The organism is Nonomuraea marmarensis, from assembly GCF_043197025.1.
In the GTDB taxonomy this organism is placed as follows: Bacteria; Actinomycetota; Actinomycetes; order Streptosporangiales; family Streptosporangiaceae; genus Nonomuraea; species Nonomuraea marmarensis.
Genome location: NZ_JBICRM010000024.1, coordinates 50,194 through 74,363, shown reverse-complemented (window position 1 = coordinate 74,363; position 24,170 = coordinate 50,194). Strand labels below are relative to the sequence as shown.

The window sequence follows — 24,170 nt, the reverse complement described above, 5'->3', positions numbered from 1 at the left end:
ACGCTGCGGATCCATCACAGCTCCAGCAAGTCGGCAAGCCGGGCGCGGTGGATCCGCGGCGGCCCGAGCAGCACCTCGTCCGCCTTGGCCCGCTTGTAGAACAGGTGCGCGTCGTGCTCCCAGGTGAACCCGATGCCGCCGTACAGCAGCAGATGGTCGCGGGCCACCTCGAAGCAGGCGCGGCCGACGTACGCCTGGGCGAGCGCGGCGGCGCCGGGCAGTTCGTCGGGCGACTCGTCGGCGGCCCAGGCCGCGTACCTGACGATGGACTCGGCCTGTTCGAGCTTGCAGTGCATGTCGGCGAGCTTGTGCTTGACCCCCTGATAAGAGCCGATATATCGGCCGAAAGCGACTCGGATCTTGGCGTACGCGACGATGGCGTCCAGCGCCGCCCGCATCACGCCGAGCTGCTCGGCCGCCAGCGCCACGCACAACCGGTCGCCGATGCCCGAGGGCGACGCTCCCAGCACGCGAGCGGGCGCGTCGTCCAAGACCACGCGCGCCTGACCGCGCGTGAGGTCGAGCGTGTCCAGCGCGGTCCTGGTGACGCCCGGCCCGGCCAGCTCGACGGCGACCATGACCAGGCCGTCGCCGGTCACCGCGGGCGCCACCAGCACGTCGGCCTCCATGCCGCTGAGCACCTGCGCCAGCGTGCCGCGCACGGCCCCACCGTCGTAGGAGACCTCGGACTTGTCGAGCGTGGCCGCGATCCGGCCTTCGGCGATGCCGGTCATCAGCTCCTTGTTCGCGCCCTGCACCTTCGTCAACGCGATGGCCGCGAACGCGGTGGCCAGGAACGGCCCCGGCAGCAGGGCCGCGCCCGTCTCCTCCAGCGCGACCGCCAGCTCGGCCAGGCCCGCGCCCGCACCGCCGTGCTCCTCGGGGATGATCAGCCCCGACAGGCCGAGCTCGCCGTTCAGCCTGGCGTACACCTGCGGGTCGTAGCCCTGGCGAACCTTGGGCAGCGGCGAGGACGTACGCAGGAAGTCGCGTACGGCGTCGCGCAGCTGCCGCTGTTCCGGGCTGAGTACGAGCTTCACCCCTGCGTCCCCACCTTCAGATCCTTGAACGGCACGGTCTTGTCCACCCGGGGCTCGGGCGGCAGGCCGAGCACGCGGTCGCCGACGATGTTGCGCATGATCTCGTTGGTGCCGCCGCCCAGCGACATGGCCGGGGCCAGCGAGATCGCGTGCGCGAGCGGGTTGCCGCCCAGCACGGACTCGGGACCGACGAGCCGGGTCGCCAGGTCGGCCTGGAACATCGTCAGCTCGGCCAGCAGCAGCTTGGCGGCGCTGCCCCGGGCGCCGGGGAAGATCCCGGCCCTGGTCTCCTGGGCCAGCCGCTGGTTGAACAGCGCCAGGGCACGGCTGCGGATGTGCAGCTCGACGAGCTGGTCGCGGACCAGCGGGTCGGCGGTGTCGACCACCTGGCGCAGCGCGTCGAGCGAGGCGGGGTTGTCGCGCTGCCCGCCCATGCCGACGCCCGCCGAGATCGACAGCCGCTCGTGCAGCAGCGTCGTGACGGCCACGCTCCACCCGTCGTTGACCTCGCCCACGCGGTGCTCGTCGGGGACGGCGACGTTGTCGAAGAAGACCTCGTTGAAGCTGGACCTGCCGGTCATGTCCTTCAGCGGCCGGACCGTCACCCCGGGGTGGTGCATGTCCACCACGAACATGGTCAGCCCCTTGTGCTTGGGCACCTCCACGTCGGTGCGGGCCAGCAGCAGCCCCCAGTCGGCGTGGTGGGCGACCGAGGTCCACACCTTCTGGCCGTTGACGATCCAGCCGCCGTCGTCACGCTCGGCCCTGGTCTGCAGGCTGGCCACGTCGCTGCCGGCGCCCGGCTCGGAGAACAGCTGGCACCAGATCTCCTCGCCGCGCAGCAGCGGCCTGACGAATCGCTCGCGCTGCTCGTCGGTGCCCCGGTCGACCAGCGTCGGCCCGGTCATGCCGAGGCCGATCGAGAAGACGTACGTGGGGAGGGTGTAGTCGCGGGCCTCGGCGGCGAACGCGCGCTCCTCCGCCTGCGTCAGCCCCTGACCGCCCCACTGCTTCGGCCAGGTGATGCCGGAGTAGCCGGCGTCGTGGAGCCTGGCCATGAACTCCCTGGCCCGGGTGACCGCGTCCGCCTCGGGGTAGTCCTCAGAGGGGGCGTTCTCCTGTAGCCAGGCCCTGGCGGTGCGCCGATACTCTGCAAGGTTCACATCGTCTCCTTGGCATCAGTGCTCACTTACTCTAGTCAGGTCGCCGCAGGACGCATAGAGCAGTGTTCTGCAGGACTTTTAACCCGATTTGTCGGGGAATCTCCGTTAATTCGAGGCGCCACCACCTAGTGTGATCATTTGATTACCAAGGAGATGGCGTGTGATCTCACGGCTGGGCCGGTCCATACGCGCGCGGCTGACGTTCTTCGCCAGCGCGGCGATGGCCCTGCTCTGCCTGGTGACCAGCTGCGTCCTGCTGGTGACCGCGCACAGCGCGGTGAGTGACATCCGGATGAACCAGATGCTCGGCGTCGCACTACGGGTGGTCCACCTGGTCAAGCGGCACGAGCTGCCCCGCGTGATCACCCTCGACCTGCGTGGCCTCCAGGTCGTCGACGCGAAGGGCCGCGTGGTGTCCTCGACACCGAACCTGGTGGGCGCGCCCCGCCTGACCACCGTGGCCCCCGATCCCTACAGCGCCAGCCGCATCGGCGAGGTGTGCGGGCTGCCGCAGTTCTCCGGCGAGTGCCAGATCGTGGTGACCTTCCGTGTGTACGCGGAAGCGGGCCAGGGCGACTGGTACGTCTACGCCTACGACCCCCCGGCCCCCTGGTACGTCAGCCCCGGCGTGGTCGCCTTCCTCGCCGGGGTCTCCGCGGCGCTGGTGATGCTGACCTGGTTCGGCGTCTCCCGCGTGGTGGCCGGGACGCTCGCGCCCGTGAACAGCATCACCCGCAAGCTGGCCGAGATCACCACTGGGGACGGGACGATGCGGGTGCCCGTACCCGACAACGCCGACGAGATCAAGGCACTCGCGGAAACCGCGAACCAGACGCTCGCGCAGCTGGAGCGGGCGATGGAGCAGCAGCGCGGCTTCGCCTCCGACGCCTCGCACGACCTGCGCAGTCCGATCACCGCGATGCGCACGGAGCTGGAGGAGGCCATGATCGCCCCGGACGAGACCGACTGGCGTCAGACCGGCGGCAGGCTGCTCATCTGCCTGGACCGGCTGCAGAACATCGTCACCGACCTGCTGACGCTGGCCAGGCTCGACGCGGGCGCACCCGGGCGGCTCGAACCCGTGGACCTGGCCGAGCTGGTCGCCTCCGAGACCGCCAGGCCGCGCTGCAAGCGGATCGTCACCAGGGCGCAGCCCGGCGTGATCGTCACGGGCGACCGGCTCCGGCTGGGCCGCCTGCTGACGAACCTGCTGGACAACGCCGAGCGGCACGCCGAGAACACGATCGCGGTGACCGTGCGGCGCAATCGAGAGGCCGTGCTGGAGGTCCTCGACGACGGGGCGGGCATCGCGCCCGAGCAACGCGAGGTCGTCTTCAGGCGCTTCGCTCGGCTGGACGCCTCGCGCGACCGCGACGCCGCCGGCACCGGGCTCGGCCTGCCCATCGCCCGCGAGATCGCGCAGAGCCTCGGTGGCACGCTCAAGATCGAGGACTCCGACCTCGGCGCCCGGTTCGTCCTGCGAATGCCGGTACGGGAGCACTGATGGTGGGTAGTGAAAGGTTTTGACCCTGATCGATAACGCGTGGTTACCATGATCATGCCCGCTTTGTCGTACCAGTACCTATGAGCAGAAGTTAAGAGCTACCCGCTGTGACACCAGGTTTCAGCCGATTACGGCGTGAGGATTTACTGAAGACCGCCTGCGAAGTGATCGCGGAACAGGGATTCGGCCACACCAGGACCATCGACATCGCCAGAGCCGCCGGCGTCAGCCAGGCGCTGCTCTTCTACCACTTCGAGACCAAGGAGCGGCTGTTCGCGCAGGCCTTCACCTACATGGCCCGGCTCCATCTCAACGCCCTCGGCGACATCGAGCGGTCCACCGGCACACCGTTCGAGCGGTTGCGCACGCTGCTCAGGCTCTGCTCGCCGGCGATCCCCACCGAAGGGTGGCGATTGTGGATCGACGCGTGGTCCGAGGCCATGCGCAGCCCCGAGCTGGAGCAGATCTCGCGGCGGATCGACTTCCAGGGCCGCCTGCTGATGCGCGGGATCATCGAGGCCGGGGTGGCGTGCGGCGAGTTCGAGTGCGACGAGCCCGACGACGCGACGTGGCGCATCTTCGCGCTCATCGACGGGCTCGCGATCCAGACGCACGTGCATCCCAAGGTGCTGTCCAGGCGGCGGGTCAACATGCTCATCCGTACGGCCGCCGCCAACGAGCTGGGGTTGCCCGTCGAAAAGCTGTGATACTCCCTCTTCCGGTCTTATTGGATGCTCCGTACAATTACTGGCGAGGAGAGGAGTGCACGCGATGACATCCGCACCGAGCTCCACCACCGCCAGGGAACACGACGACCAGGTCGCGAGCAGGAGCGCCTACCAAGCGGTCATCGAACGCCTCTCGAAGGCGTCGGTGGACAAGCACTGGGAGCCGTACCGGGACATTCCGTGGGACGACCCGGAGTTCCGCGTGGACCGGGCCGATCCCCGCTGGGAGATGCCCGAGGTGGACCGGCTCGGCGGCCACCCCTGGTACCGGAGCCGCTCTCCCGAGGTGCGCGCGACGATCGGGTTGTGGCGAGTGGCCACCGCCATGAAGATCGGCCTGCAGTTCGAGAACCTGCTCAAGCGCGGGCTGCTCAACTACGCCTACCGGCTGCCGAACGGGTCGCCCGAGTTCCGGTACGTCTACCACGAGACCATCGAAGAGGGACATCACGGGATGATGTTCCAGGAGTTCGTGAACCGTACTGGCTTGCCGATTCGTGGCATGCCCGGGCCGCTGTCGGTGCTCGCCCAGGTGGCGCCGTGGATCCCGTTGATCTCGACCGAGCTGTTCTTCGTGTTCGTGCTGGGCGGCGAGGATCCGATCGACCACGTGCAGCGCAAGGTCCTGAAGGACGGGCGGGCGCACCACCCGCTGGAAGAGACGATCATGCGCATCCACATCGCGGAGGAGGCCAGGCACATCTCCTTCGCCCGGCACTACCTGCGCAACCGGGTGCCGCGGATGCCCGCGTACCGGCGGCTGATGCTGGGGATCGTCTCGCCGATCATCCTGGGCGTGATGGCCCGCATCATGCTGGCGCCTCCCGGGCCGATGATCAGGCGCTTCAGGATCCCCGCCCACGTGGTCTCCGAGGTCTACCTGCGCAACCCGGGCGCCAAGCGGGAGATCAGGGAGTCGGTGGGCAAGACGCGCGAGTTGTGCGCCGAGATCGGGCTGATCAACGCGTTCACGCGGCGGATCTGGCAGGTCATGGGCATCTGGGCCTGACTGATCAGCTCTTGGGCCGCCTGGCGATCAGGACCTCGGTCACCTCCACGTACTCCCACCGGCCCGAGGGGTTGAGCGCCAGCAGCGCCCTCCTGGTCGCCTCGGTGAACGACTCCAGCCTGTCGCCGAGGCGAGCGGGGGCGGTGTAGGAGTAGGACAGCTGCAGGCCGATCACGGCGGCCAGGTCATATTTCAGGCGCTGCTCGTACATGGCCGAGTCCAGGTCGCTGAACGGCGAGGTGGCGAGCACGTCGTGAGGGTGCTCTCCGGTGGCCTGGTAGGAGTTGGTGGCGGTGAACGTGTTCACCCCGAACTCGTCGCGCACCCGTCGCATGGCCGGCTCCCAGGGCGGGTCTTCCGGGTCTTGGCCCGGGCCGACGAGCGCCACGACGCCGCCGGGCGGCAGCAACTCGTTCAGCTCGGCCAGCACCGCGCGGCGGTCCATCCAGTGGAACGACCTGCCCATGACGATGTGGTCGAACGCCGGGAGTTCGCGCAGCCGCGTGGAGTCGCCGTGCAGCCAGCGGATGTTCCCCGCCTCCCGCGCCAGACGCCTGCCCTCTTCGAGCATCTCCTCGTCGGGGTCGACGGCCAGGACCTCGCGGACGCGCCGCGCCAGCGGGATCGCGACCGTGCCGGGGCCGCAGCCGAGGTCCAGCACGGTACTGTCCCGGCCGAACGTCATGGCCAGGTGCTCGATCGCCGGATCGCCGTGAGTGGAGCGGTATTTGGCGTAGTAGGGTGCCGCGCCGCCGAACAGGTCTCTCATGGATGGGACCATATACAGGTTCTGCTTGTTAGACGGAAGGCTTTGATCTGTGCGGCGGCTACTCACGGTCCTGCTACTCGCGCTCGCCGGGGTGGGGATCGTCCCCGTCGCCGCTCAGGCGCACAACGTGCTGGTCGGCAGCGACCCGAAGGACGGGGCCACGCTGACGGCCTCGCCCGAGCGGGTGACGCTGGTGTTCGACCAGGTGGTACGCCAGGGGTACGCGCAGGTGGGCGTCACGGGGGCGGACGGGTCCGGGTGGGCCGACGGGGGCGTGGTGGTGTCCGCCGAGCGGGTCTCGGTGAAGGTCAAGCCGTTGCGGGCCGGGAGCTCGTACGTGGTGGGTTACCGCATCCTGTCGGCCGACGGTCACCCGGTCACCGGCAAGATCACCTTCACCCTGGCCGCGGACGCCTCCGGGGTCGCCGCCGGTCCGCCGGCGCGGGGCTCCAGCGCGGACGCCGCGGAGGCGGCGGCGAACGGCGGGGCGGGGATGGCCGTGGTGTGGATCGTGGGGGCGTTGCTGGTGCTCGCGGCGGGCACAGCGGTGGCCCTCCGCCGCTCAAGCGGGGCGCGGGCGTGACAGTCACCGCTCCTCCTCTCCCCCGGCAGCGCGTCGGCGGGCGGCTCGTGGTCGGGGCGTTCGGCGTTTGCGCGGTCGTGTCGGCCGTGGCCGCGAGTTCGTTCACCGCGCAGGAGTCCGTGCCCGGCATCCCCATGCCGGGCACGCTGGTCGCCGTCGGGCTGCCGATCGTGCGGGTGCTGCTCGACCTGGCCGCCGTCGCCGTGGTCGGGCTGAGCCTGGTGGCCAAGTTGCTCGGGTTCGACGACCCCGGCCGGACCGAGCCGGTGATGCTCAGGGTGCGGCCGCCGGCCGTGATCGCCGCCTGGGCGTGGGCGATCTGCGCGTTGCTGACGATCGTGTTCCAGACGGCCGAGCTGAACCCCGGCAGCGTGCCGACGTTCGGCATGATCGCCGAATATGTCGGAAATGTCGGCACAGGTCAGGGGCTGCTGTTCAGCGCGGCGTGCGCGCTGGCGGCGGCGGGCATCGGGCTGATGGCGGTGCGGTTCGGCGAGAAGGTGCCGGCCGAGTTGCGGGTGATCGTGGCGTTGTTCGGGCTGCTGCCCATCCCGGTCACCGGGCACGCGGTGAACTCGATCTGGCACGACCCCATCATGATCGCGATGGAGATCCACGTGATGGGCGCGGCGGCCTGGGCCGGAGGGTTGGCGGCGACGGCGGTGTTCGTGGCGCCGGACAAGGAGCTGCTGGCCGTGGCGCTGCCCAGGTTCTCCAGGATCGCCACCGTGTGCCTGCTCATGGTGGCCCTGTCCGGCCTGATCACCGGGCTCGGCACGATGGCCCTCACCCCCGGCGTCACGCTCCCCGACGCGATCGTGACCAGCCACTACGGGCTGCTGATCGTGGTCAAGACGGTGCTGGTGGCGGCGCTGGTGCCGCTGGCCGCGCACATCCGCTTCCGCCTGCTGCCCGCCGTACGAAGGGGCCGGGCCACCGCCCTGGTGGGATGGGCGGCGGCCGAGGTGGGCGTGATGGGACTGGCGTACGGAGTGGCGGTGGCGATCACCCGAGCCTCGATCGCTTGACGCCACCTCACCGGGCACGATCAACGCGCCCGATCGTCTGACGCCACCCGCCCTCGATTCCCTGGCGCCACCCGCCTGAGGCCGCTGCCTACGTGGTGGCGGTCGCGATCGCGGCCGGAGCCTGGATCGGCTGGGGTTTGCGCTTCGCGGCGATCCACTCGACGGCCAGCCAGGCGGCGAGCAGGCCGAACCCGGCCCAGACGGCCGACGACGTGGCCAGTGGCGGCGCGCCGAGCAGCCCCTCCTGGCCCTTCAGCGCGCCGTACACCTGGCCCATGATCGCGCTCTGCGCCACCAGCGCGCCGTAGGCGGCGGCCGTCGCGCCGATCGAGCCCAGCACGGCGCGGGCCGCGGGCATCCGCACCAGGAACGCGACGTCCACCAGCAGCCCGCCGACGATCAGGAAGAACGGCACCGCCGACGGCGGGAACCCGGTGAACGTCAGCAGCGGCCAGGCCACCATGCGGACCCCCACGTAGGCGGCGGCCACGAGGGTGGCGGCGCCGAACCTGCCGATCAGCAGCCGCGCCACCACCAGCACCGACAGCCCGGCGACCACCGCGTAGACCGGATAGAGGACGTCCGGCACGGGCAGCGCGAACCCCGTCATCGTCGTCCGGTCCACCGGCCGCCCCAGCTGGTCGGCCGCGAACTGGAGCAGGATCGGCTCGGCGTAGGTGGCGTGGTTGTCCCAGGCGCCGATCGACAGGATGCCGTATTCCTGGTGCTGTTCGGGGAAGTGCACGTTCTCCAGGAAGAAGGCGAGGAACGCGCCCAGCACGACCGTGCGCTCCCTGCCCGGCGGCGCGCCCATGAACCAGCCGCGGATCACGCCCGCGATCATGAAGAACGTTCCAACGTAGAGCATGATGTGCGACGGGCTCCACGAGGTGATGTCGAGCCCGTTCACGCGGTGGTTGATCAGGTCGAGCGGGACCGCGACGAGGAAGATCCCGGTGCCCCACTGGATGAGCCTGAGCGCGGCCTTGTCCACGCCGTAGCCCGTGTAGCCGTGGATCACGGTCAGGGCGAGGGCGAGCGCCGTACCGGCGGAGTTGAGCAGGTGGGGCGGGGCGAGGTCGTCACGCAGCCACTTGAAGTGCCACGAAACGTCCCACGCCGAGCCGAGGACCTTGAGCGTGAACGCCAGCAGCCAGCCCGAGTAGAGCACCCTGAACAGATCTTGCGGCGTCTCGCGCCCCGCCTGGCCCCTGGTCCAGTGCGGCAAGGCCCATTCGGCGGCCTTCTTGAACGATGCTGGAGACTTCACGGGAGGAAATCTTACGGTCCGCCGCGACACCGGTACGCGACAGGTGGCCGGTCCGCGAAGACTCGTCCCTGGCACAATGCCGGGCTATGTCGTTCGAAATCCGAGCCGCCCTCCCCGAGGACTCCGCCACGATCGAGGCGGTGCGGATCGCCACGTGGCGCGTCGCCTATCGCGAGGTCATGCCGGCCGCCTTCCTCACCGGGCTGCAGGTGCGGCCGGAAGTGGTGCGGGGCCGTTCCGAGTCGCTGGCGAGGGGCCGCGCGTCGGGCATGGTAGCGGTGCGCGCGACGGGCTCGTACGCGGCTTCAGCCGATCCGCAGTTCAACGCGCCAAGCACCATGCACGCGATCCCACCGTGCGCGCCGTCTCAGGGATCTCTCAGGTGCGGAAAGTAGGCTCACCGCATGAAGCGTGTGGCCGCGCTGGTCGTGGCACTCGCCCTCATCGGGGTGGCGACATGGCTGATATGGCCGTCGGCTTCCCAGGTGCGGGGCCAGGACCAGAAGATAACCGTCGTCGATGGACCTTCCGGCGACCAACGGGTGGAGCTCGACACGACGTTCTTCCCACCGCCGGATGGCGGGAAGGCGCCTGCCGTATTGATCGCCCACGGTTTCGGCGGCAGCAAGCAGAGCGTGCGGGATCAAGCGATCCGCCTCGCCCAGGACGGCTACGCCGTACTGACCTGGTCGGCGCGCGGTTTCGGCCGTTCGACCGGCGAGATCGCGCTCAACTCGCCCGACTACGAGGTCAAGGACGTCAAGCAGCTGATCGACTGGCTGGCCAAGCGTCCGGAGGTCCAGCTCGACGCCTCGGGCGACCCGCGCGTAGGCATAGCGGGCGGCTCGTACGGCGGCGCCATCGCACTCATGACTGCGGCCTACGACCAGCGGGTGGACGCGATCGTCCCCCAGATCACCTGGTCCGACCTGGCCGACGCCCTCTTCCCCAACGCCGCCGCCCAGACCGCGGCCACCCCCGGCGCCGCATCCGAGAGCGGTGTCTTCAAGCGCATGTGGGCCGGCATCTTCTTCGGGCAGGGCGTCTCGCTGGACAACTTCGCGGCGCTCGGCGGTCAACGCGCGGCCGCCGGACCCCTGACCCCCGAGCAGGCCAGGTGCGGCAGGTTCCTGCCCGCGGTCTGCGACATCTACCAGCAGGTCGCCAAGGACGGCAAGGCCACGCCGGAGGCCATAGCCCTGCTGCGCAAGTCGAGCCCGATCACCGTGGCCGGCCAGATCAAGGCGCCGACCCTGCTCATCCAGGGCCAGCGCGACTCGCTGTTCCCGCTCAGCCATGCCGACGCCAACGCCAAGGCGATCGCCGCCGCGGGCACCCCGGTCAGCCTGGCCTGGTTCGACGGCGGGCACGACGGCGGCAACGGTGAGGCGGACTGGCTGTTCGACCAGTCGTCGGCCTGGTTCGCCCGCTACCTGAAGGGTGACGGCTCGGCCCAGACGGGGACGCCGGTCAGCACGTTCACGGTGACGCGTGACGGCGGCCGCGATCCCGGCACCCGCCAGCGCATTCGCCTGCACCCGGAAGCGGCCTCGTACCCCGGTCTCACGGGCACCGACACCACCACCGTCGAGCTGAGCGGCCCCGAGCAGAACATCGTCAACCCGCCTGGCGGCGCGCCCGCCTCGATCTCGACGGTGCCCGGCATCGGCGGCCTGCTGAGCGGCGGCCAGAGCAACGGTGGCGTCTCGATCGACATGCCGGGGCAGAGCGCCACCTTCGAGTCCCGGCCGCTCACCGCCCCGCTGCAGCTCACCGGCACCCCCACCACCAAGATCAAGGTGTCGGGCAAGGGCGAGGCGACGCTGTTCGCGAAGCTGTACGACGTCACCGACAACACCCAGCCGCCCATCCTGCCCGCCGGGCTGGTGGCGCCGATCCGGGTGACGATTCCCGAGGGCGCGGGCAGCGCGGAAGCCACGATCACCCTGCCCGCAGTCGATCATCGCTTCGCCGTGGGACACCGGCTCCGCCTGGTCGTGACCACGACCGACATGGGGTTCGCAACGCCCGCCGAGCCCGCCGCGTACCAGGTCTCCCTGGCCTCCCCCACGCTTGCGGTGCCCACCGTCCGGACGCTGGCCGCTCCGCCGACCGGGGTGGCGTGGTGGGTGTGGGCGATGCCGCTGGCCGCCGTGGTGATCGCCGCCGGCCTGCTGGCGACGGGCCGCACCCCGGCCCGCGCCCTGGCAGGCACCAGGCTCCGCCGCCGGCCCGTACCCACCGCCGCTGGAAACGGGCAGTCGCCCGCCTCCGACGGCCAGCCACACGATGCGCCCACCACGACCCTGAATGGCCAGGTGCACAACACACCCGCCATCGCTCTCGATGACACCCCCAAGGGCACGGCCGGTGTGCCGCTGGAGATCAGCGGGCTGACGAAGGCGTACCGGAACGGGGAGCTGGCCGTCGACGGGCTGTCGTTCCGCGTCGAGCAGGGTCAGGTCCTGGGCCTGCTCGGACCGAACGGCGCCGGCAAGACGACCACGATGCGGATGATGATGGGCCTCATCCAGCCGGATGATGGTGAGATCCGGATCTTCGGCGACCGCGTGACGCCGGGTGCGCCCGTACTGTCCAGGCTCGGGTCGTTCGTCGAAGGACCGGGCTTCCTGCCGCACCTGTCCGGCAGGGACAACATCCAGCTCTACTGGGCCGCCACCGGACGGCCCGCCGCCGACGCCCACTTCGACGAGGCGCTGGAGATCGCGAACCTGGGCAAGGCCCTGGAGCGGGCCGTACGCACCTACTCCCAGGGCATGCGCCAGCGACTGGCCATCGCCCAGGCCATGCTCGGTCTCCCGGACCTGCTCGTGCTCGACGAGCCCACGAACGGTCTCGACCCGCCCCAGATCCGGGAGATGCGCGAGGTGCTCAAGCGATACGCGCGCGACGGCCGTACCGTGATCGTCTCCAGCCACATGCTGGCGGAGGTGGAGCAGACCTGCAGCCACGTCGTGGTCATGCACCGGGGCCGCCTGGTTTCGGCCGGTCCGGTGTCGCAACTGCTCAGTTCGGCCGCTGCCACGAACGGCCACGGGCCGCGCCTGGAAGACGTGTTCCTCGACCTCATCGGAGACAAATCATGACCGCCGCGACGGGCTACGCGCCCCGCCGAACGCTGCCGCTGCGCGTGGAGATCGTCAGGCAGTTCAAGCGGCGGCGGACGCTGGTCATGTTCGGGCTGCTGCTGGCGTTGCCGTGGATTCTGGTGATCGCGTTCCAGTTCGGCCCGCAGTCCAGCGGGCAGACGCAGTCGCAGCTGCGCATCTCGGACCTCGCGACGGCGAGCGGCCTGAACTTCGCCGCCTTCGCCCTGTCGGTCTCGGCCAGCTTCCTGCTGGTCGTGGCGGTGGCCCTGTTCTGCGGCGACACCGTGGCCAGCGAGGCCAACTGGTCATCGCTGCGCTACCTGCTGGCCGCCCCGGTCCCCCGCGACCGCCTGCTGCGGCAGAAGCTGATCGTGGCGCTCGGCTACTCGGCGGCGGCCGTGATCTGCCTGCCGCTGATGGCGCTGCTGGCGGGCACGCTGGCGTTCGGGTGGAACGACATCCAGGTGCCCGGCACGGGCGAGACGATCCCGGCGCTCGACGTGCTGCCGAGGTTCGGGATCATGATCGGGTACGCCCTGGTCAGCCAGCTGGTGGTCGCCGCCCTGGCCTTCCTCGTCTCCACCATGACCGACTCCCCGCTCGGGGCGGTCGGCGGGGCGGTCGGGCTGTGGATCGTCAGCAACATCCTGCAGGCGGTCGAGGCTCTGGGGACGCTGCGCGAGTTCCTGCCCACGTTCTGGAACAACGCCTGGCTCGACGCCCTGGCACCGGAGCTGGACTGGAGCGGCATGGCCAAGGGCGCCTCGGTGTCGATCACGTACGCGGCCATCCTCATCGCCATCGCGTTCCGCCGCTTCCGCGTCAAGGACGTGGTCAGCTAGCCAGCCTGGTGATCTGCGCTCGTAGTGGGGCCGCCGCTTCAGACGTTCACCGGCGTATTTTCAGGATGAAGTCCGCCACCCGGATGGTCGCTCCCAGGATCTCCGGTGCTTTCGGTGGCCAGCGGTTTCGGCGCTCAGATGGTTCGCGTGAAGGTGACCAGCTTCGTGCCTGGACCGTTGTAGTCCGGGATGGGGTCGCTGACCGTGAAGCCCATGCGGTGGTGGAAGGCTTTGGAAGTCTCGTTGACCGGTGAGGTGATGGCGTTCACGATGCGCCGGTCGTGGTGGCGGGCCATGTCGAAGAAGCGCTCGTACATGCTGCGGGCGATGCCGCTCGCTCTCGCACCGCGAGAGACGCCGACGAAGTGGATGTACGCCTGGTCGGGTTCGGACGGTGACATGAAGCCGATCAGGAAGCCTGACATTCCGGCCGGACTCTCAGCGATCAGGCTCGTCTGGTGGAAGTGGTCGAGGAAGAGTCTGGGCAGGGAGGGCAGGACCGGACGGCCCCACCACTCATCCACTACGGCGGCTATGGCGTCGTAGTCGGCGGGCGTGGCGGTGCGTAGCGTGTGTCCTGTTGCTCGTGTCATTAGGCCCAGTGCGGGGGCTTGTTTTCCAGGTAGAAGGTGTCCGGGTCCTCGTCCGGGTGGTCGCCCCAGCCCTCGTCCGTGTCGTCCGTCGTCTGCTCCGGTAGAAAATCTTTCACGGTCAACATGCTACCTAGACGTACAAACCCACACCCAGCGTGTCCACAGGTCCAGGGACAGTCAGGATGCGCGGCGGTACGATGCCAGAGCAGGTGTCGCCTACCCCCCCGTGAGGCTGCTCATGGCCACCCCGAAAGGCTGGCGGCGAGAAGGCAATCTACCGGCGGAGCTCACCAGCTTCGTAGGCCGGACTCGCCTGCTCGCCAACCTCAAGCGGCACCTGAGCGAGTCGCGCCTGGTGACCGTCACCGGCATCGGAGGTGTGGGCAAGTCTCGTACGGTGTTGCGGCTGGCGCATCAGGTGCGGTCGCAGTATCCCGATGGCGTCTGGTTCGCCGATCTCGCCCGGTTGCAGGACGCGGGCATGGTCAAGCACACCATCTCCTCCGCGCTCGGCATCGCCGACCAGTCCCAGCGTACGGAGTCCGAGTCCTTGTCGGAGTGGGTGGGCGAGCGCGACATGCTGCTCATCATCGACACGTGCGAGCACCTGGTGCAGGGGTGTGCCGAGCTGGTGCAGGAGTTGCTGGAGGCGGCGCCCAATCTGAAGGTGCTGGCCACCAGCAGGCAGTCGTTGCACCTGCCGTACGAGCACGTGATGCCCGTCCCGCCCCTCCAGGTGCCCGACGACGATCCGGCCGAGAGCCTGTTCACCAACGAGTCCGTTCAGTTGTTCGCGGCCCGGGCCGGGGCCAGTGTGCCTGACTTCGTGCTCGACGAGGACAACATCGGCGCCGTCGCCGAGTTGTGCCGGCGGCTCGACGGCATCCCGCTCGCGATCGAGCTGGCCGCCGTGCGGTTGCGAGCCCTGTCCGTGGAGCAGATCCTGGGGCTGCTGGCCGATCGGTTCAGCCTGCTGGCGGGCGCGAGCCGGACGGCGCTGCCCAGGCACCAGACGCTGCGCGCGGCCATCGGCTGGAGTCACGAGCTGTGCGAGCCGGCCGAGCGGCTGCTGTGGGCACGGTTGTCGGTGTTCGCGGGGGACTTCGAGCTCGACGCGGCCCGGTTCATCTGCTCCGACGGGCGTCTGCCCGCCGAGCCCATTACCGACCTCATCGGGAACCTGGTCGAGAAGTCCATCCTGCTGATCATGAGCAACCACGCCGGCGTGCGTTACAAGCTGATCGACACCCTGGCCGAGTACGGCGCGGAGTGGCTCGACAAGCTGGGCCAGACCGAGCAGTTGCGCCAGCGGCACCTGGAGTACTACCTGAGCCTGGCCCAGCGCGGCGAGGACGCCTGGTCGGGGCCGCGGCAGATCTACTGGTTCGTCCGCATGCGCCAGGAGCACGACAACGTCCGGGTCGCGCTCGAGTACGCGCTGAAGACGCCGGGCAAGCAGCCGCTGGCGCTGACGCTGCTGTCGTCACTCTGGTTCATGTGGGTCTGTTGCGGGTTCGCCCGCGAGGGGCGCCTGTACCTGGAGCGGGCGCTGGAAGCCAACCCCAGCCCTAGCAAGGAGCGGTGCAAGGCGCTCTGGGTGCTCGCCTACATACGCAACTCCCAGGGCGACAGCTTCGGAGGGCAGGCGGCGGCGGAGACGTGCAGCTCCGAGGCCGTCCAGGTGGGCGACTCCCGGGCGGTGATCCTGGCCTCCAAGATGCAGGGCACGGCGGCGATGCTCCAGGGCGACATGCAGAAGGCCAGCGCGCTGCTGGGTGTGGCGATCGAGTTCAACACCGACAACAAGGAACTCAACCCCGGCCTGCTGCCCGCCATCGTCGAACTGTCCATCGTGCTGACCGCTCAGGGGGAGTTCTACGAGGCCGAATCCCTGCTGCACGACTGCCTGCAGGTGTGCAGGGAGCGCGGCGAACTCTGGCTGAGCTCACACGCTCAGTGGGCGATGGCGGGCACCAGGCTCGCGACGAACCGGCCCAAGGAGGCGCTGCAGAACGTCAGGGAGGGGCTGCGGATCAAGCTGCACTTCCACGACACCCTCGGCACTCTGCTGGCGCTGGAGTCCTCGGCACGGATCTTCGTGGCCCTGGACCGGCTGCCGGTGGCCGCCCGGCTGCTGGGGGCGCTGCAGCAAAACTGGAAATCGGCCGGCCTGCCGCAGTTGGGCGCGCCGTTCCTGTCCGACGACCACAACGCGTGCGTCAGGGAGTGTGTGCGGCGGATGGGTGAGCTCGCCTACAAGGACGCCCTCGAGGACGGCGCCCGGCTCGACCTCGAGGAGGCGTCCACGCTCGCGCTGGGCGAGCTGGACGTCCTCGAGGACAGCTGATACCGGGACCTCAGACGGCCTGCGGCCAGCGGGTGTCGTCCGGCCAGGCGTGCACGAAGCGTGCGCTGCCGAACGAGAATTCGATGTGGCCGCGGACCCAGTGTTCGAGACCGCGCACGTAGTTGAGCACCGGCGGCGGAGCCCACGTCTCCACCGCCGCGCGCCGGTCGACGAACGCGGCGATCGCCTCGCCGTGCATCCGGGCGACCTCGAGCAGCGCGTCCTGCAGCGAGAGCGACTTGTGGTTGGCCAGCACGGTCACGAGGTTGTGCCGGGCCTTGTCGGTGCGGCGCTCCTTGGCGTACGAGAGCAGATCGTTGTCCCAGCCGACGAGGTCGCATGCCAGGTCGGAGAGCGTGCGCACGTCGGGGTGGTACCAGTCCTCGGTCTCGATCCGGTAGCCGCCGCCGATGTCGATGAGCGCGAAGCAGGTGTACGTGGCGCCGGTGGTGCGGCGCATCAGGAGATAATCCTCGGGGGTCGGGATCAGATCGGCCTCGCGGTTCGCCGCCTCCCAGATCTGGGCGAACAGGTACTCCTTCACCGCGCTCCGCCACCGGTCCACCTGTTCAGGGGTGGCTATCGCCGAGATGCGGTCCAGGAGCTCCTTGAGGGCCAGGCCGAACGCGTCGCCAGGCTCCGGGTCCCTGTCCTCTTCGAGGCTCTCTAAGAACGACGGCAGTGCGCGGGCGACCGCGGCCGCCCGATGCCCCGTGAGCTCGCTTTCGCAGAACCCGTCGTCGAAGGCCCAGAGCCAGAAGTACCAGTCGGTGATGAGCCGGAGACTGTCGCACGGCACGGTGGGGTTGGTCCGTGCGGGGAGGAGGCCGAGCTCCGAGCGGCTGAAGTGCTCGATGGAGTCGGCGCTGGGAAGCATGTTCGAGGCGGCCACCCATGCCTGACTTTCCGCAGTGACCTCCGCAGCATGGACGTTGATCTCACTGGGGAACGGACATGGCAGCGGAGGGATGTGGAGCGGTCGCCTGTCGAAGGGGTGCGCAGAATTAGCCACGTCCCCCAGCATGACTACGGACCACGCGAAGGGCCACACTTGACAACTTCGACGCCTTTTATTCTTATTTCATACTATGAATCTGTTTGCGTGAACCATTGGATAAACTGGTCATTCGCGAACATGCGCGCCGTGTCCATCGCGGACGGCGTACCTGCGCCCGGATCGGCTCCCGCGTCGAGCAGCGCCCTGACCACGGCAGATTCCTTCTTGAACACGGCCCCGGCGAGCGGCGTCTGCCCACGGTCGTTGACCCGGTTCGGATCGGCCCCGGATGTTACAAGCATCCGTACCGTCGCAGCGTGACCGTAATAAGCCGCCAGCATCAGCAAAGTGTCACCTTTGCCGTTGGTCAGGTCGGCCGGGACTCCGGCCTCCACGTATGCGCGCAATGTCTCGGTGTCGCCCGCCCTGGCCAGGTCGAACATCCTGGTGGCGAACTCCTCGAGCTCCGGGTCCCCGTCCATGAGCCCATTGTGCCTCGATAGGGTGCCGTGCACGGAATCGTTCCGACCCGCCGTAGGTTCTGGAGAAGAGTACCTAGGGAAAGGCTGTCCAGAAGTGTTCGACCCGAAGGATCTCTACGAGCTCGCAGACGACGCGCCCGAGCTGCCCGATCCGGTGTTGCTGTACCACTTCGACGGTTTCGTCGACGCGGGCGGTGCCGGACGTCTCGCGCTGGGCCACCTGCTGGCCGAGCTGGAGCACCGGGTCGTGGCCACGTTCGACGTGGACCGGCTGCTCGACTACCGGTCGCGGCGGCCCATCATGACCTTCGACACCGACCGCTGGGTCGAGTGTGAAAGCCCGGAGCTGGCTGTATATGTTGCGAAAGACTCGACCGGGACGCAGTTCCTGGTGATGAGCGGACCCGAGCCCGACCGGGAGTGGGAGCTGTTCACCAAGGCCGTGACCGCTCTGGTGCAACGGCTGGGGGTGAGCAAGCTGGTGACGCTGCACGGGATCCCGATGGCGGTCCCGCACACCCGGCCGCTCGGCGTCACGATGCACGCCAGCAGGCCCGAGCTGATCAATTCGCAGACGAGCGCGTTCGGACGGGTCCAGGTGCCCGGAAGCGTCGCGGCGCTGCTGGAGTTCCGGCTGGGGGCGCAGGGTCACGACGCGCTGGGGTACGCGGTTCACGTGCCGCACTACCTGTCGCAGGCCGAATACCCGACCGCCGCCGTGTCCGGCCTCGAGGCCGTGACGAGGGGCACGGGGCTGGTGTTCCCGATGGACGCGCTGCGTGACGCCGCCCAGCGAACGACCACGGAGATCGAGGAGCAGATCCAGGCCTCTACCGAGCTGTCCACCGCCATCAACGGGTTGGAGCAGCAGTACGACGCCTTCGCGGGCGGCGCGGAGCGCGAGAACCTGATGGCGGAGACCACCCCTATGCCCACGGGCGACGAACTCGCCGCCCAGTTCGAACGCTTCCTCGCCGAGCGCGATGATGAGTGACGGGCATGGCTCAGCGGCGCGTCCGTGACAGCCGTGGGTTCCCGGCGAGCGTAACGGCGGCCGGGTCCCGGTGGACCACTTGGGCGGCCCACGGGGCGCACGTGACGGCGGCCCGCCCCGTGCGGGTCAGCGGGCGTTTTCCTGGAGGCCACCGGCCATGGTCGGCGGGTGGCGGCTCACTTGGGCCACCGTACAAGATGGAAGGGTTTTGAGGTTTGCCTGGGGCAATGAGTGAGATTCGGGTTGGGCTGGTCGGCTACGGCACGGCCGGGGCGTTCTTTCATGCCCCTCTCATCCACGCCACCCCCGGCCTGGCGCTGGCCGCGGTCGTGACCAGGAACCCGGACCGGCAGGCCGAGGTGGCCGAGAAGTACGGCGCGGTCGGCGTGCCCGACGTGCCGGAGTTGTGGGACCTGTGCGATCTCGTGGTGGTCGCCTCGCCCAACAAGACGCACGTGACGGTCGCCGCCGCGGCGCTCACCCAGGGCCTGCCCGTCGTCGTGGACAAGCCCTTGGCCAGGACCGCCGAGGAGGCCCGCGACCTGGTGCGCCTGGCCAAGGAGCGGGGGCTCATGCTGACCGTGTTCCAGAACCGGCGCTGGGACGGCGACTTCCGCACCGTGCGGCGGCTGGTCGAGGAGGGGCGGCTGGGCGCGGTGCTGCGGTTCGAGTCGAGGTTCGAGCGGTGGCGGCCGGTGCCCAAGGGCGGCTGGCGGGAGACCGGGGGCCCGGAGGAGGTCGCAGGACTGCTCTACGACCTGGGCAGCCACCTGGTCGATCAGGCCCTGCAACTGCTCGGCCCGGTGCGCGAGGTCTACTGCGAGAGCGAGGTCAGGCGTCCGGGGGTGGCCTCCGATGACGACACGTTCGTGGCGCTGACGCATGCCGGTGGTGCCCGGTCGCATCTGTGGATGAGCTCTGTGGCCGCTCGGCTGGGGCCCAGGTTCCGGGTGCTGGGGTCGTCGGGTGCGTACGTCAAGCATGGGATGGACGTGCAGGAGGAGCGGCTGCGGGCCGGGATGGCGCCCGATACGCCCGGGTTCGGGGACGACGAGGAGGGGCGCTGGGGGGTGCTCGGCACGGAGGACGATCAACGGGCCGTGGTGACGGAGCCGGGGGCGTACCTGGACTTCTACCGGGACGTGGAGGCGGCGCTGCGTGGGAGCGCGGCGCCGCCCGTGGATCCGGAGAGCGCGATCGACACGCTGACCGTCATCGAGGCGGCCCGCCTGTCGGCGACCCAGCGAATCGTCGTCCACCTGAGCTGACCGGCGCCTGCGGCCCCCCGGCCGCAGGCGGGCCGGCGCGGGTCACGGGCGTCATGCGGCGGTCAGTCGCGCAGGCGGGCGCGCATCGCGGTCGTGTCCGTCTCCGTCCAGCCGTGTTGCGACAACCACCCCAGCGGCCCCCCGAACCGGTCGTCGAGGACGCCGAGGAACTGCTCGATGTACCGGGCGCGCGGCATGTGGTCGTCCGCGGGCCGCGAATCCAGGTCCCCGCGGTACGTGGCGCTGCCCCGCAGCCGCTTGAGGATCAGCTCCAGCCGCTCCCCCGTGGCCACGTAGTCCTCGACGATCGCCTCCCTGGTGGTGCCCGCCACTTCGAGCGCAAGCGCCGACAGCACCCCCGTGCGGTCCTTGCCCGCCGCGCAGTGCACCAGCGAGGCCCCGTCGGTCAGCGCCATCGTCCGCAGCGCCGCCACCACGGCGTCCGGCCGGTCGCGCAGGTAGCCGAAGTAGAAGCCGGTCACCCGCAGCTCCTCGTCCAGCACGCGCTCCGCCCAGGGCAACACCCGGTCCACGTCGATGGAGTCGGCCTCGACGTCGGTGTGCGTTCCCCCCTCGGCGAACAACGTCAGATGGTGGTGCCGCACCTCCGGCACCTCGGTGAGAGGGCCGGGGCCCTCCAGCGACACCTCGGCGGTCGAGCGGAGGTCCACCACGTGCCGCAGGTTCAGCTCGCCCACGAGCAGGGACACGTCCCCGGGGGTGAGCCCCTGGAGATTGTCGGCGCGGAGGATCCGTCCGCGACGGGTGCGGCCGCCGTCACTGGTCGGGAGTCCGCCCAGGTCACGCGCATTGACCGCGCCTTCCAGGTCTATCCACCTCGTCATCTCGTTCATTATCTCGACCCTATATGTCCGCCAATTATGAGCGGATTCGAGGTTCATAACGCAGCATGAACGTATGGATCCACGAGCTCTGCCTCCACGGCTGGTGATCGATCCATCGCTGCCCCCGGAGATCTCGGTCGAGCTGCGGTCGAGCCCGCACATTCTCCGCATGGCTCGATCCGGCACGCGACTGGACACCACGAACAACCCCGTCGTGCTCTTCGTGCTCCCCTGCTTCCTGCTGCTGGTCTTCATGCTGATCGGCTGGCCGGGCCTGCTGGTCGCGGGCATGGGAGTCAGCCTGATCGTGTTGATCCGATGGATGGCGCTGGACAGCTCATATCGCACCACCAGGCGAAGACTGCGCCTCGCCCAGGCGCACGCCGACCGCTACCTGCTGCCCGAAGACCTGGACTACCCCTGCCAGATGTTGCTGCGCCGGGCGCAGAACGCCGTCGAGGCGATCCTGAACTCCAAGGTGCACAAGGCCGGGCTGATCGACACCATCGACAACCAGGTGACGCTCCCGGAGGAGATCTGGCAGATCGGCCAGCGGCTGCGGAAGTTGTCGTCCATGCACGCCGAGCACGGCAAGCTCGTCCCCCGCGAGCTGCCGCCCGGGATGGAGGACGCGTTCAAGCCGTACACCAGCGCCCTGGACGCCGCGTGGACGTCGTTGTCCCAGCGCGTACGCCACCTGGAGGGGTACGCCAAGCAGGTGCTCAAGGCGGACAAGGTCTACCACGCGCACCGGAGGCTGGAGGCGCTGGCCACCAGGACTCCCGACTACCAGCAGCTGATCGCCGAGACCGTGCGGGACGAGCTGGCCCACGAGCGCATCAGGGAGCTGGCCGACCAGGCGGCGCACGTGCGCAAGTTGTTCGAGGAGAGCATCTTCCAGGCGCGGCAGGCGGCGGGAGAGCTGATCAGGACGCCGCTGACCTAGGGAGCGGCGCGTCTGAGGAGCTCCAGGGTCCTGCGCATGCCGGCCTCGTTGCCGAGGCTGCGGTAGATCTCCCTGGCCTGCTCCAGCGGCTCCACGGCGGCCCCTGGCCCGCCCGCGTCCAGGTGCGCCTCCCCGAGGTAGCGCAGGCTGCGCGCCATCCACCACCGGTCCTCCAGCTCCTCGAACGCCCCGACCGCGCGCCGCAGCTCCCGCGCCGACTCCTCCGTCCGCCCCAGCCGGGCCAGCGCCCGGCCGGCCGAGATCGCGTTGCGCGCCACCCCCCACGAATCCCCCAGCGCGACCAGGATCTCCTCGGCCCGCCGCACGTAGTCCAGCTCGCGCAGCCCGTTGTCCGGGTCGCCGACCTCTCCCGCGGCCCGCAGGCAGCGCGCCTCCTCCCACAGCTCACCCCGCTGCTTGAACATCTCGGAGGCCCGGTCGAGGCTGAACCCGGCCCTGGTGAACAGGTTCGCGGCCAGCCGGTGGTCGCCTGCCCGGTGCTCGCCGCGCGCCTGCGCCGCCAGCACCTCGCCGTACACGCGCAGGGTCTGGGCCTCGGAATAGCGGTTGCCCTCGCGCTTGAAGATCTCGAGGGCGTCCTCCAGCAGCTCCCTGGCCTCGTCGGTACGCCGCTCCGCCATGCGCATCTCGGCCAGGTTGCGCTGGGTGCGGGCCATCCACCACAGGTCCTCCTCGCCCTTGAACCCGGTGATGGCCCCGATCAGGAAGTCCTGCGCCCGGTCCAGGTGGCCGTCGCTGAAGAGCGTCATCCCGATCGTGCGCATGCAGCGGGCGGCCCACCATGACTCGCCCAGCTCGGTGAAGATCTCCAGCGCTCGTTCCGACTCCTCCAGCGCCCGCTCGCGCAGGCCCAGGCCGCCGTGCACGGAGGCGCTGTCGAGCAGGGCGATGGCCAGCGCCCGCCGGTCGCCACTCTGCGCGGCAGCCTCGCAGCCCAGCTCCGCGACGGCCCTCCAGTCGGCCCAGTACGCGCGCAGCGAGTGGCACAACGAGCAGAACGCCCTGGCCAGGCCCCAGGTCAGCTCCCACAGCCGGAGTTGGTGGGCCAAGTGGATCATGGCGAGGAGCGAGAGCCGTTCCGCGTTGAGCCAGTCACCCGCCCCGAGTTGCCCGTCGGCGCTGGACCTGTGGCCGCCCCTGCTCCAGTCCTGCGGCCAGCGGTTCTGTGCCGCCTCCTCGGCGCGGCGGCGGTAGCCGTGCAGGACCCGCTCGACGGCGGCCCTGCGCCGCTCCGCCTCGTCATGGCCGGCGAGCTCCGCGGCGAACACCCTGACCAGGTCGTGCAGCCGGTAACGCATCGCGCCGGTCTGGTCGGTGCCCGAGCACTCGGCGAGCTGGGCGTCGATGAGGGCTTCGAGCTGGTCGGCGCCGTCGAGCCCGGAGATGTCGAGCAACTCGCCGGCCACCCAGCCCGGCACGTCGGGCGCGGTGAGCGAGCTGAGCAGGCGCAGCAGGCGGCGCTGCATGCCGGTGCAGTCGTCGTAGCTGAGCTGCACGGAGGCGCGCACGCTCTTGTCGACCGTCGGCGCGACTTCGAGCTGGTCGAGGCGGCGGCGCGTGTCGGCCAGCCGGCCGGCCATCTCGCGCATGGTCCACTGCTCGCGGGTGGCGAGCCGGCCGCCGCAGATGTTGATCGCCAGCGGCAGGTAGTCGCAGAGCTGGACGACCTCCTTGGCCGCTTCGAGGTCCTCGACGATCCTGGCGCCGCCGGCCAGCCTGGCCAGCAGTTCCACGCCGTGCGCCTCGCTGAACACGCCGAGCTGCCTGTCGTGCGTGCCGTTCAGGAACAGCGGCGAGCGCGAGGTGACCAGCACCGCGCAGCCGGGCTCGGCCGGGATCAGCGGTTTGACCTGGGCGGCGTCGTGGGCGTTGTCCAGGCCGATGAGGATCCTGCGGCCCTTGGTCCAGGTCAGCCAGAGCTTGCGTAACTCCTCCAGCCCGCCGGGGTCGGTGGTCAGGCGCACGTCCAGCGCGCGCAGGAACCCGATCAGCACCTCGTCGGGGCGCACCAGGGCGTCCACACCGCCGCGCAGGTCGGCGTAGAGCCTGCCGTCGGGGTACCAGCCGGCGACCTCCTGCCCGAACCTGGTCATCAGCGCCGACTTGCCGACGCCGCCCCGGCCGTACACGGAGACGACGAGGGGTGGCGAGAGGTCGGAGGACTTCCTGCGATCGGAGAAGACCTCGCGCAGCTCGGCGAGTGCCTCGGCGCGGCCGGTGAAGTGCTCCGGGACGGGCGGCCACTGATCGGGCGCGAGCGAGCCGGGCTCGGACGGAGCCGGGCGTTTGGGGCGCGACTCCATGGTGGCCCAGGTGGTCAGGCCGACGAGCGCGGCCGCCCCGATGGTCATGCCGACCTTGGCCACCGGCGGGATCTCCCACTCCACCGACGCCGCCAGCACGCTCGCGGCGGCGGCCGCCAGGCCCGCGGAGACGGGCGCGGCCAATGGCACCTTTCTACGTCGAGGTCGCGGTTTGTCCGGCAGATCCGCTGTCAACGAGTCTTCCTTGCTCTGCGGGGAGCTTGCTTCCCGCGTGGGGTAAAGCGCCTCTTCCTTGCTTTTTGTTTTTGGGGGGTACGCGGGGGGCTTGCCCCCCGCGCGAAGCGCCTCTTCCTTGCTTTTTGTTTTT

Annotated in this window: 21 protein-coding genes; 12 read left to right on the top strand and 9 right to left on the bottom strand. The window is 69.7% G+C overall.

Annotated features, from left to right (window positions below; genetic code table 11):
- Positions 1-14 precede the first annotated feature (14 nt).
- Complete coding sequence (locus ACFLIM_RS32425) at positions 15-1,040, bottom strand: acyl-CoA dehydrogenase family protein (protein WP_393172001.1); 1,026 nt, start codon at positions 1,038-1,040, stop codon at positions 15-17.
- Positions 1,037-2,203, bottom strand: coding sequence for an acyl-CoA dehydrogenase family protein (locus ACFLIM_RS32420; RefSeq protein ID WP_393171999.1), 1,167 nt, complete (start codon positions 2,201-2,203; stop codon positions 1,037-1,039). The genes ACFLIM_RS32425 and ACFLIM_RS32420 overlap by 4 nt, the downstream gene beginning before the upstream one ends.
- 160 nt (positions 2,204-2,363) lie before the next feature.
- Here ACFLIM_RS32420 and ACFLIM_RS32415 point away from each other — a divergent pair, with 160 nt between their 5' ends.
- The 3 genes from ACFLIM_RS32415 (at position 2,364) to ACFLIM_RS32405 (ending at position 5,444) form a co-directional block, all read left to right on the top strand.
- Positions 2,364-3,707: a sensor histidine kinase gene (locus ACFLIM_RS32415; protein WP_393171998.1), complete on the top strand. Its 1,344-nt coding sequence runs from the start codon at positions 2,364-2,366 to the stop codon at positions 3,705-3,707.
- 107 nt (positions 3,708-3,814) lie between these two features.
- Complete coding sequence (locus ACFLIM_RS32410; RefSeq protein WP_393171996.1) at positions 3,815-4,414, top strand: TetR/AcrR family transcriptional regulator; 600 nt, start codon at positions 3,815-3,817, stop codon at positions 4,412-4,414.
- 64 nt (positions 4,415-4,478) lie between these two features.
- Positions 4,479-5,444: an AurF N-oxygenase family protein gene (locus ACFLIM_RS32405; protein ID WP_393171994.1), complete on the top strand. Its 966-nt coding sequence runs from the start codon at positions 4,479-4,481 to the stop codon at positions 5,442-5,444.
- A gap of 4 nt (positions 5,445-5,448) precedes the next feature.
- On the opposite strand, the gene ACFLIM_RS32400 is transcribed toward ACFLIM_RS32405, so the two are convergent.
- Positions 5,449-6,213, bottom strand: a complete 765-nt coding sequence (locus ACFLIM_RS32400; protein ID WP_393171992.1) for a class I SAM-dependent methyltransferase — start codon at positions 6,211-6,213, stop codon at positions 5,449-5,451.
- A gap of 49 nt (positions 6,214-6,262) precedes the next feature.
- On the opposite strand from ACFLIM_RS32400, the gene ACFLIM_RS32395 reads away from it, so the two are divergent.
- Positions 6,263-6,796 (top strand): copper resistance CopC family protein, encoded by a 534-nt coding sequence (locus tag ACFLIM_RS32395; RefSeq protein WP_393171990.1) that lies wholly within the window; start codon positions 6,263-6,265, stop codon positions 6,794-6,796.
- Entirely contained in the window at positions 6,793-7,824 is a 1,032-nt protein-coding gene (locus tag ACFLIM_RS32390) for a copper resistance D family protein (protein ID WP_393171989.1), read from the top strand. The genes ACFLIM_RS32395 and ACFLIM_RS32390 overlap by 4 nt, the downstream gene beginning before the upstream one ends.
- Before the next feature lie 88 nt (positions 7,825-7,912).
- Here ACFLIM_RS32390 and ACFLIM_RS32385 read toward each other — a convergent pair whose 3' ends face one another.
- Positions 7,913-9,094: a hypothetical protein gene (locus tag ACFLIM_RS32385; protein ID WP_393171987.1), complete on the bottom strand. Its 1,182-nt coding sequence runs from the start codon at positions 9,092-9,094 to the stop codon at positions 7,913-7,915.
- 86 nt (positions 9,095-9,180) lie between these two features.
- Here ACFLIM_RS32385 and ACFLIM_RS32380 point away from each other — a divergent pair, with 86 nt between their 5' ends.
- The 3 genes from ACFLIM_RS32380 to ACFLIM_RS32370 are packed head-to-tail and all read left to right on the top strand — an operon-like array spanning position 9,181 to position 13,046.
- Complete coding sequence (locus tag ACFLIM_RS32380; RefSeq protein WP_393171985.1) at positions 9,181-9,489, top strand: hypothetical protein; 309 nt, start codon at positions 9,181-9,183, stop codon at positions 9,487-9,489.
- Between the two features lie 9 nt (positions 9,490-9,498).
- Positions 9,499-12,201, top strand: a complete 2,703-nt coding sequence (locus tag ACFLIM_RS32375) for a CocE/NonD family hydrolase (RefSeq protein ID WP_393171983.1) — start codon at positions 9,499-9,501, stop codon at positions 12,199-12,201.
- The gene (locus ACFLIM_RS32370) at positions 12,198-13,046 is read left to right on the top strand and encodes an ABC transporter permease (protein WP_393171981.1); all 849 of its coding nucleotides are present in this window, start codon (positions 12,198-12,200) and stop codon (positions 13,044-13,046) included. Before ACFLIM_RS32375 ends, ACFLIM_RS32370 begins: the two co-directional genes overlap by 4 nt.
- 134 nt (positions 13,047-13,180) lie before the next feature.
- On the opposite strand, the gene ACFLIM_RS32365 is transcribed toward ACFLIM_RS32370, so the two are convergent.
- A complete protein-coding gene (locus tag ACFLIM_RS32365) occupies positions 13,181-13,639 on the bottom strand; it encodes a GNAT family N-acetyltransferase (protein WP_393171979.1) in 459 nt (152 codons plus the stop codon).
- A 226-nt stretch (positions 13,640-13,865) separates the two neighbouring features.
- Here ACFLIM_RS32365 and ACFLIM_RS32360 point away from each other — a divergent pair, with 226 nt between their 5' ends.
- A complete protein-coding gene (locus ACFLIM_RS32360) occupies positions 13,866-15,986 on the top strand; it encodes an ATP-binding protein (RefSeq protein ID WP_393171977.1) in 2,121 nt (706 codons plus the stop codon).
- 10 nt (positions 15,987-15,996) lie between these two features.
- Here ACFLIM_RS32360 and ACFLIM_RS32355 read toward each other — a convergent pair whose 3' ends face one another.
- Together ACFLIM_RS32355 and ACFLIM_RS32350 are read right to left on the bottom strand one after the other, a co-directional pair.
- Complete coding sequence (locus tag ACFLIM_RS32355; RefSeq protein ID WP_393171975.1) at positions 15,997-16,863, bottom strand: terpene synthase family protein; 867 nt, start codon at positions 16,861-16,863, stop codon at positions 15,997-15,999.
- Between the two features lie 209 nt (positions 16,864-17,072).
- Positions 17,073-17,465, bottom strand: a complete 393-nt coding sequence (locus ACFLIM_RS32350; protein ID WP_393171973.1) for an ankyrin repeat domain-containing protein — start codon at positions 17,463-17,465, stop codon at positions 17,073-17,075.
- A gap of 94 nt (positions 17,466-17,559) precedes the next feature.
- Between ACFLIM_RS32350 and ACFLIM_RS32345 the strand changes: the two genes are divergently transcribed.
- Together ACFLIM_RS32345 and ACFLIM_RS32340 are read left to right on the top strand one after the other, a co-directional pair.
- Positions 17,560-18,459, top strand: a complete 900-nt coding sequence (locus ACFLIM_RS32345) for a proteasome assembly chaperone family protein (protein WP_393171971.1) — start codon at positions 17,560-17,562, stop codon at positions 18,457-18,459.
- A gap of 227 nt (positions 18,460-18,686) precedes the next feature.
- Positions 18,687-19,727 carry a Gfo/Idh/MocA family protein gene (locus ACFLIM_RS32340; protein WP_393171969.1) on the top strand — a complete coding sequence of 347 codons (1,041 nt, stop codon included), beginning with the start codon at positions 18,687-18,689 and terminating at the stop codon, positions 19,725-19,727.
- Positions 19,728-19,789: 62 nt separating this feature from the next.
- On the opposite strand, the gene ACFLIM_RS32335 is transcribed toward ACFLIM_RS32340, so the two are convergent.
- A complete protein-coding gene (locus tag ACFLIM_RS32335) occupies positions 19,790-20,572 on the bottom strand; it encodes a tyrosine-protein phosphatase (protein ID WP_393171967.1) in 783 nt (260 codons plus the stop codon).
- A gap of 73 nt (positions 20,573-20,645) precedes the next feature.
- Here ACFLIM_RS32335 and ACFLIM_RS32330 point away from each other — a divergent pair, with 73 nt between their 5' ends.
- A complete protein-coding gene (locus tag ACFLIM_RS32330; protein WP_393171965.1) occupies positions 20,646-21,518 on the top strand; it encodes a hypothetical protein in 873 nt (290 codons plus the stop codon).
- On the opposite strand, the gene ACFLIM_RS32325 is transcribed toward ACFLIM_RS32330, so the two are convergent.
- Positions 21,515-23,986 (bottom strand): ATP-binding protein, encoded by a 2,472-nt coding sequence (locus tag ACFLIM_RS32325; protein WP_393171963.1) that lies wholly within the window; start codon positions 23,984-23,986, stop codon positions 21,515-21,517. The two genes, ACFLIM_RS32330 and ACFLIM_RS32325, sit on opposite strands and share 4 nt — an antisense overlap.
- Positions 23,987-24,170: the final 184 nt, after the last annotated feature.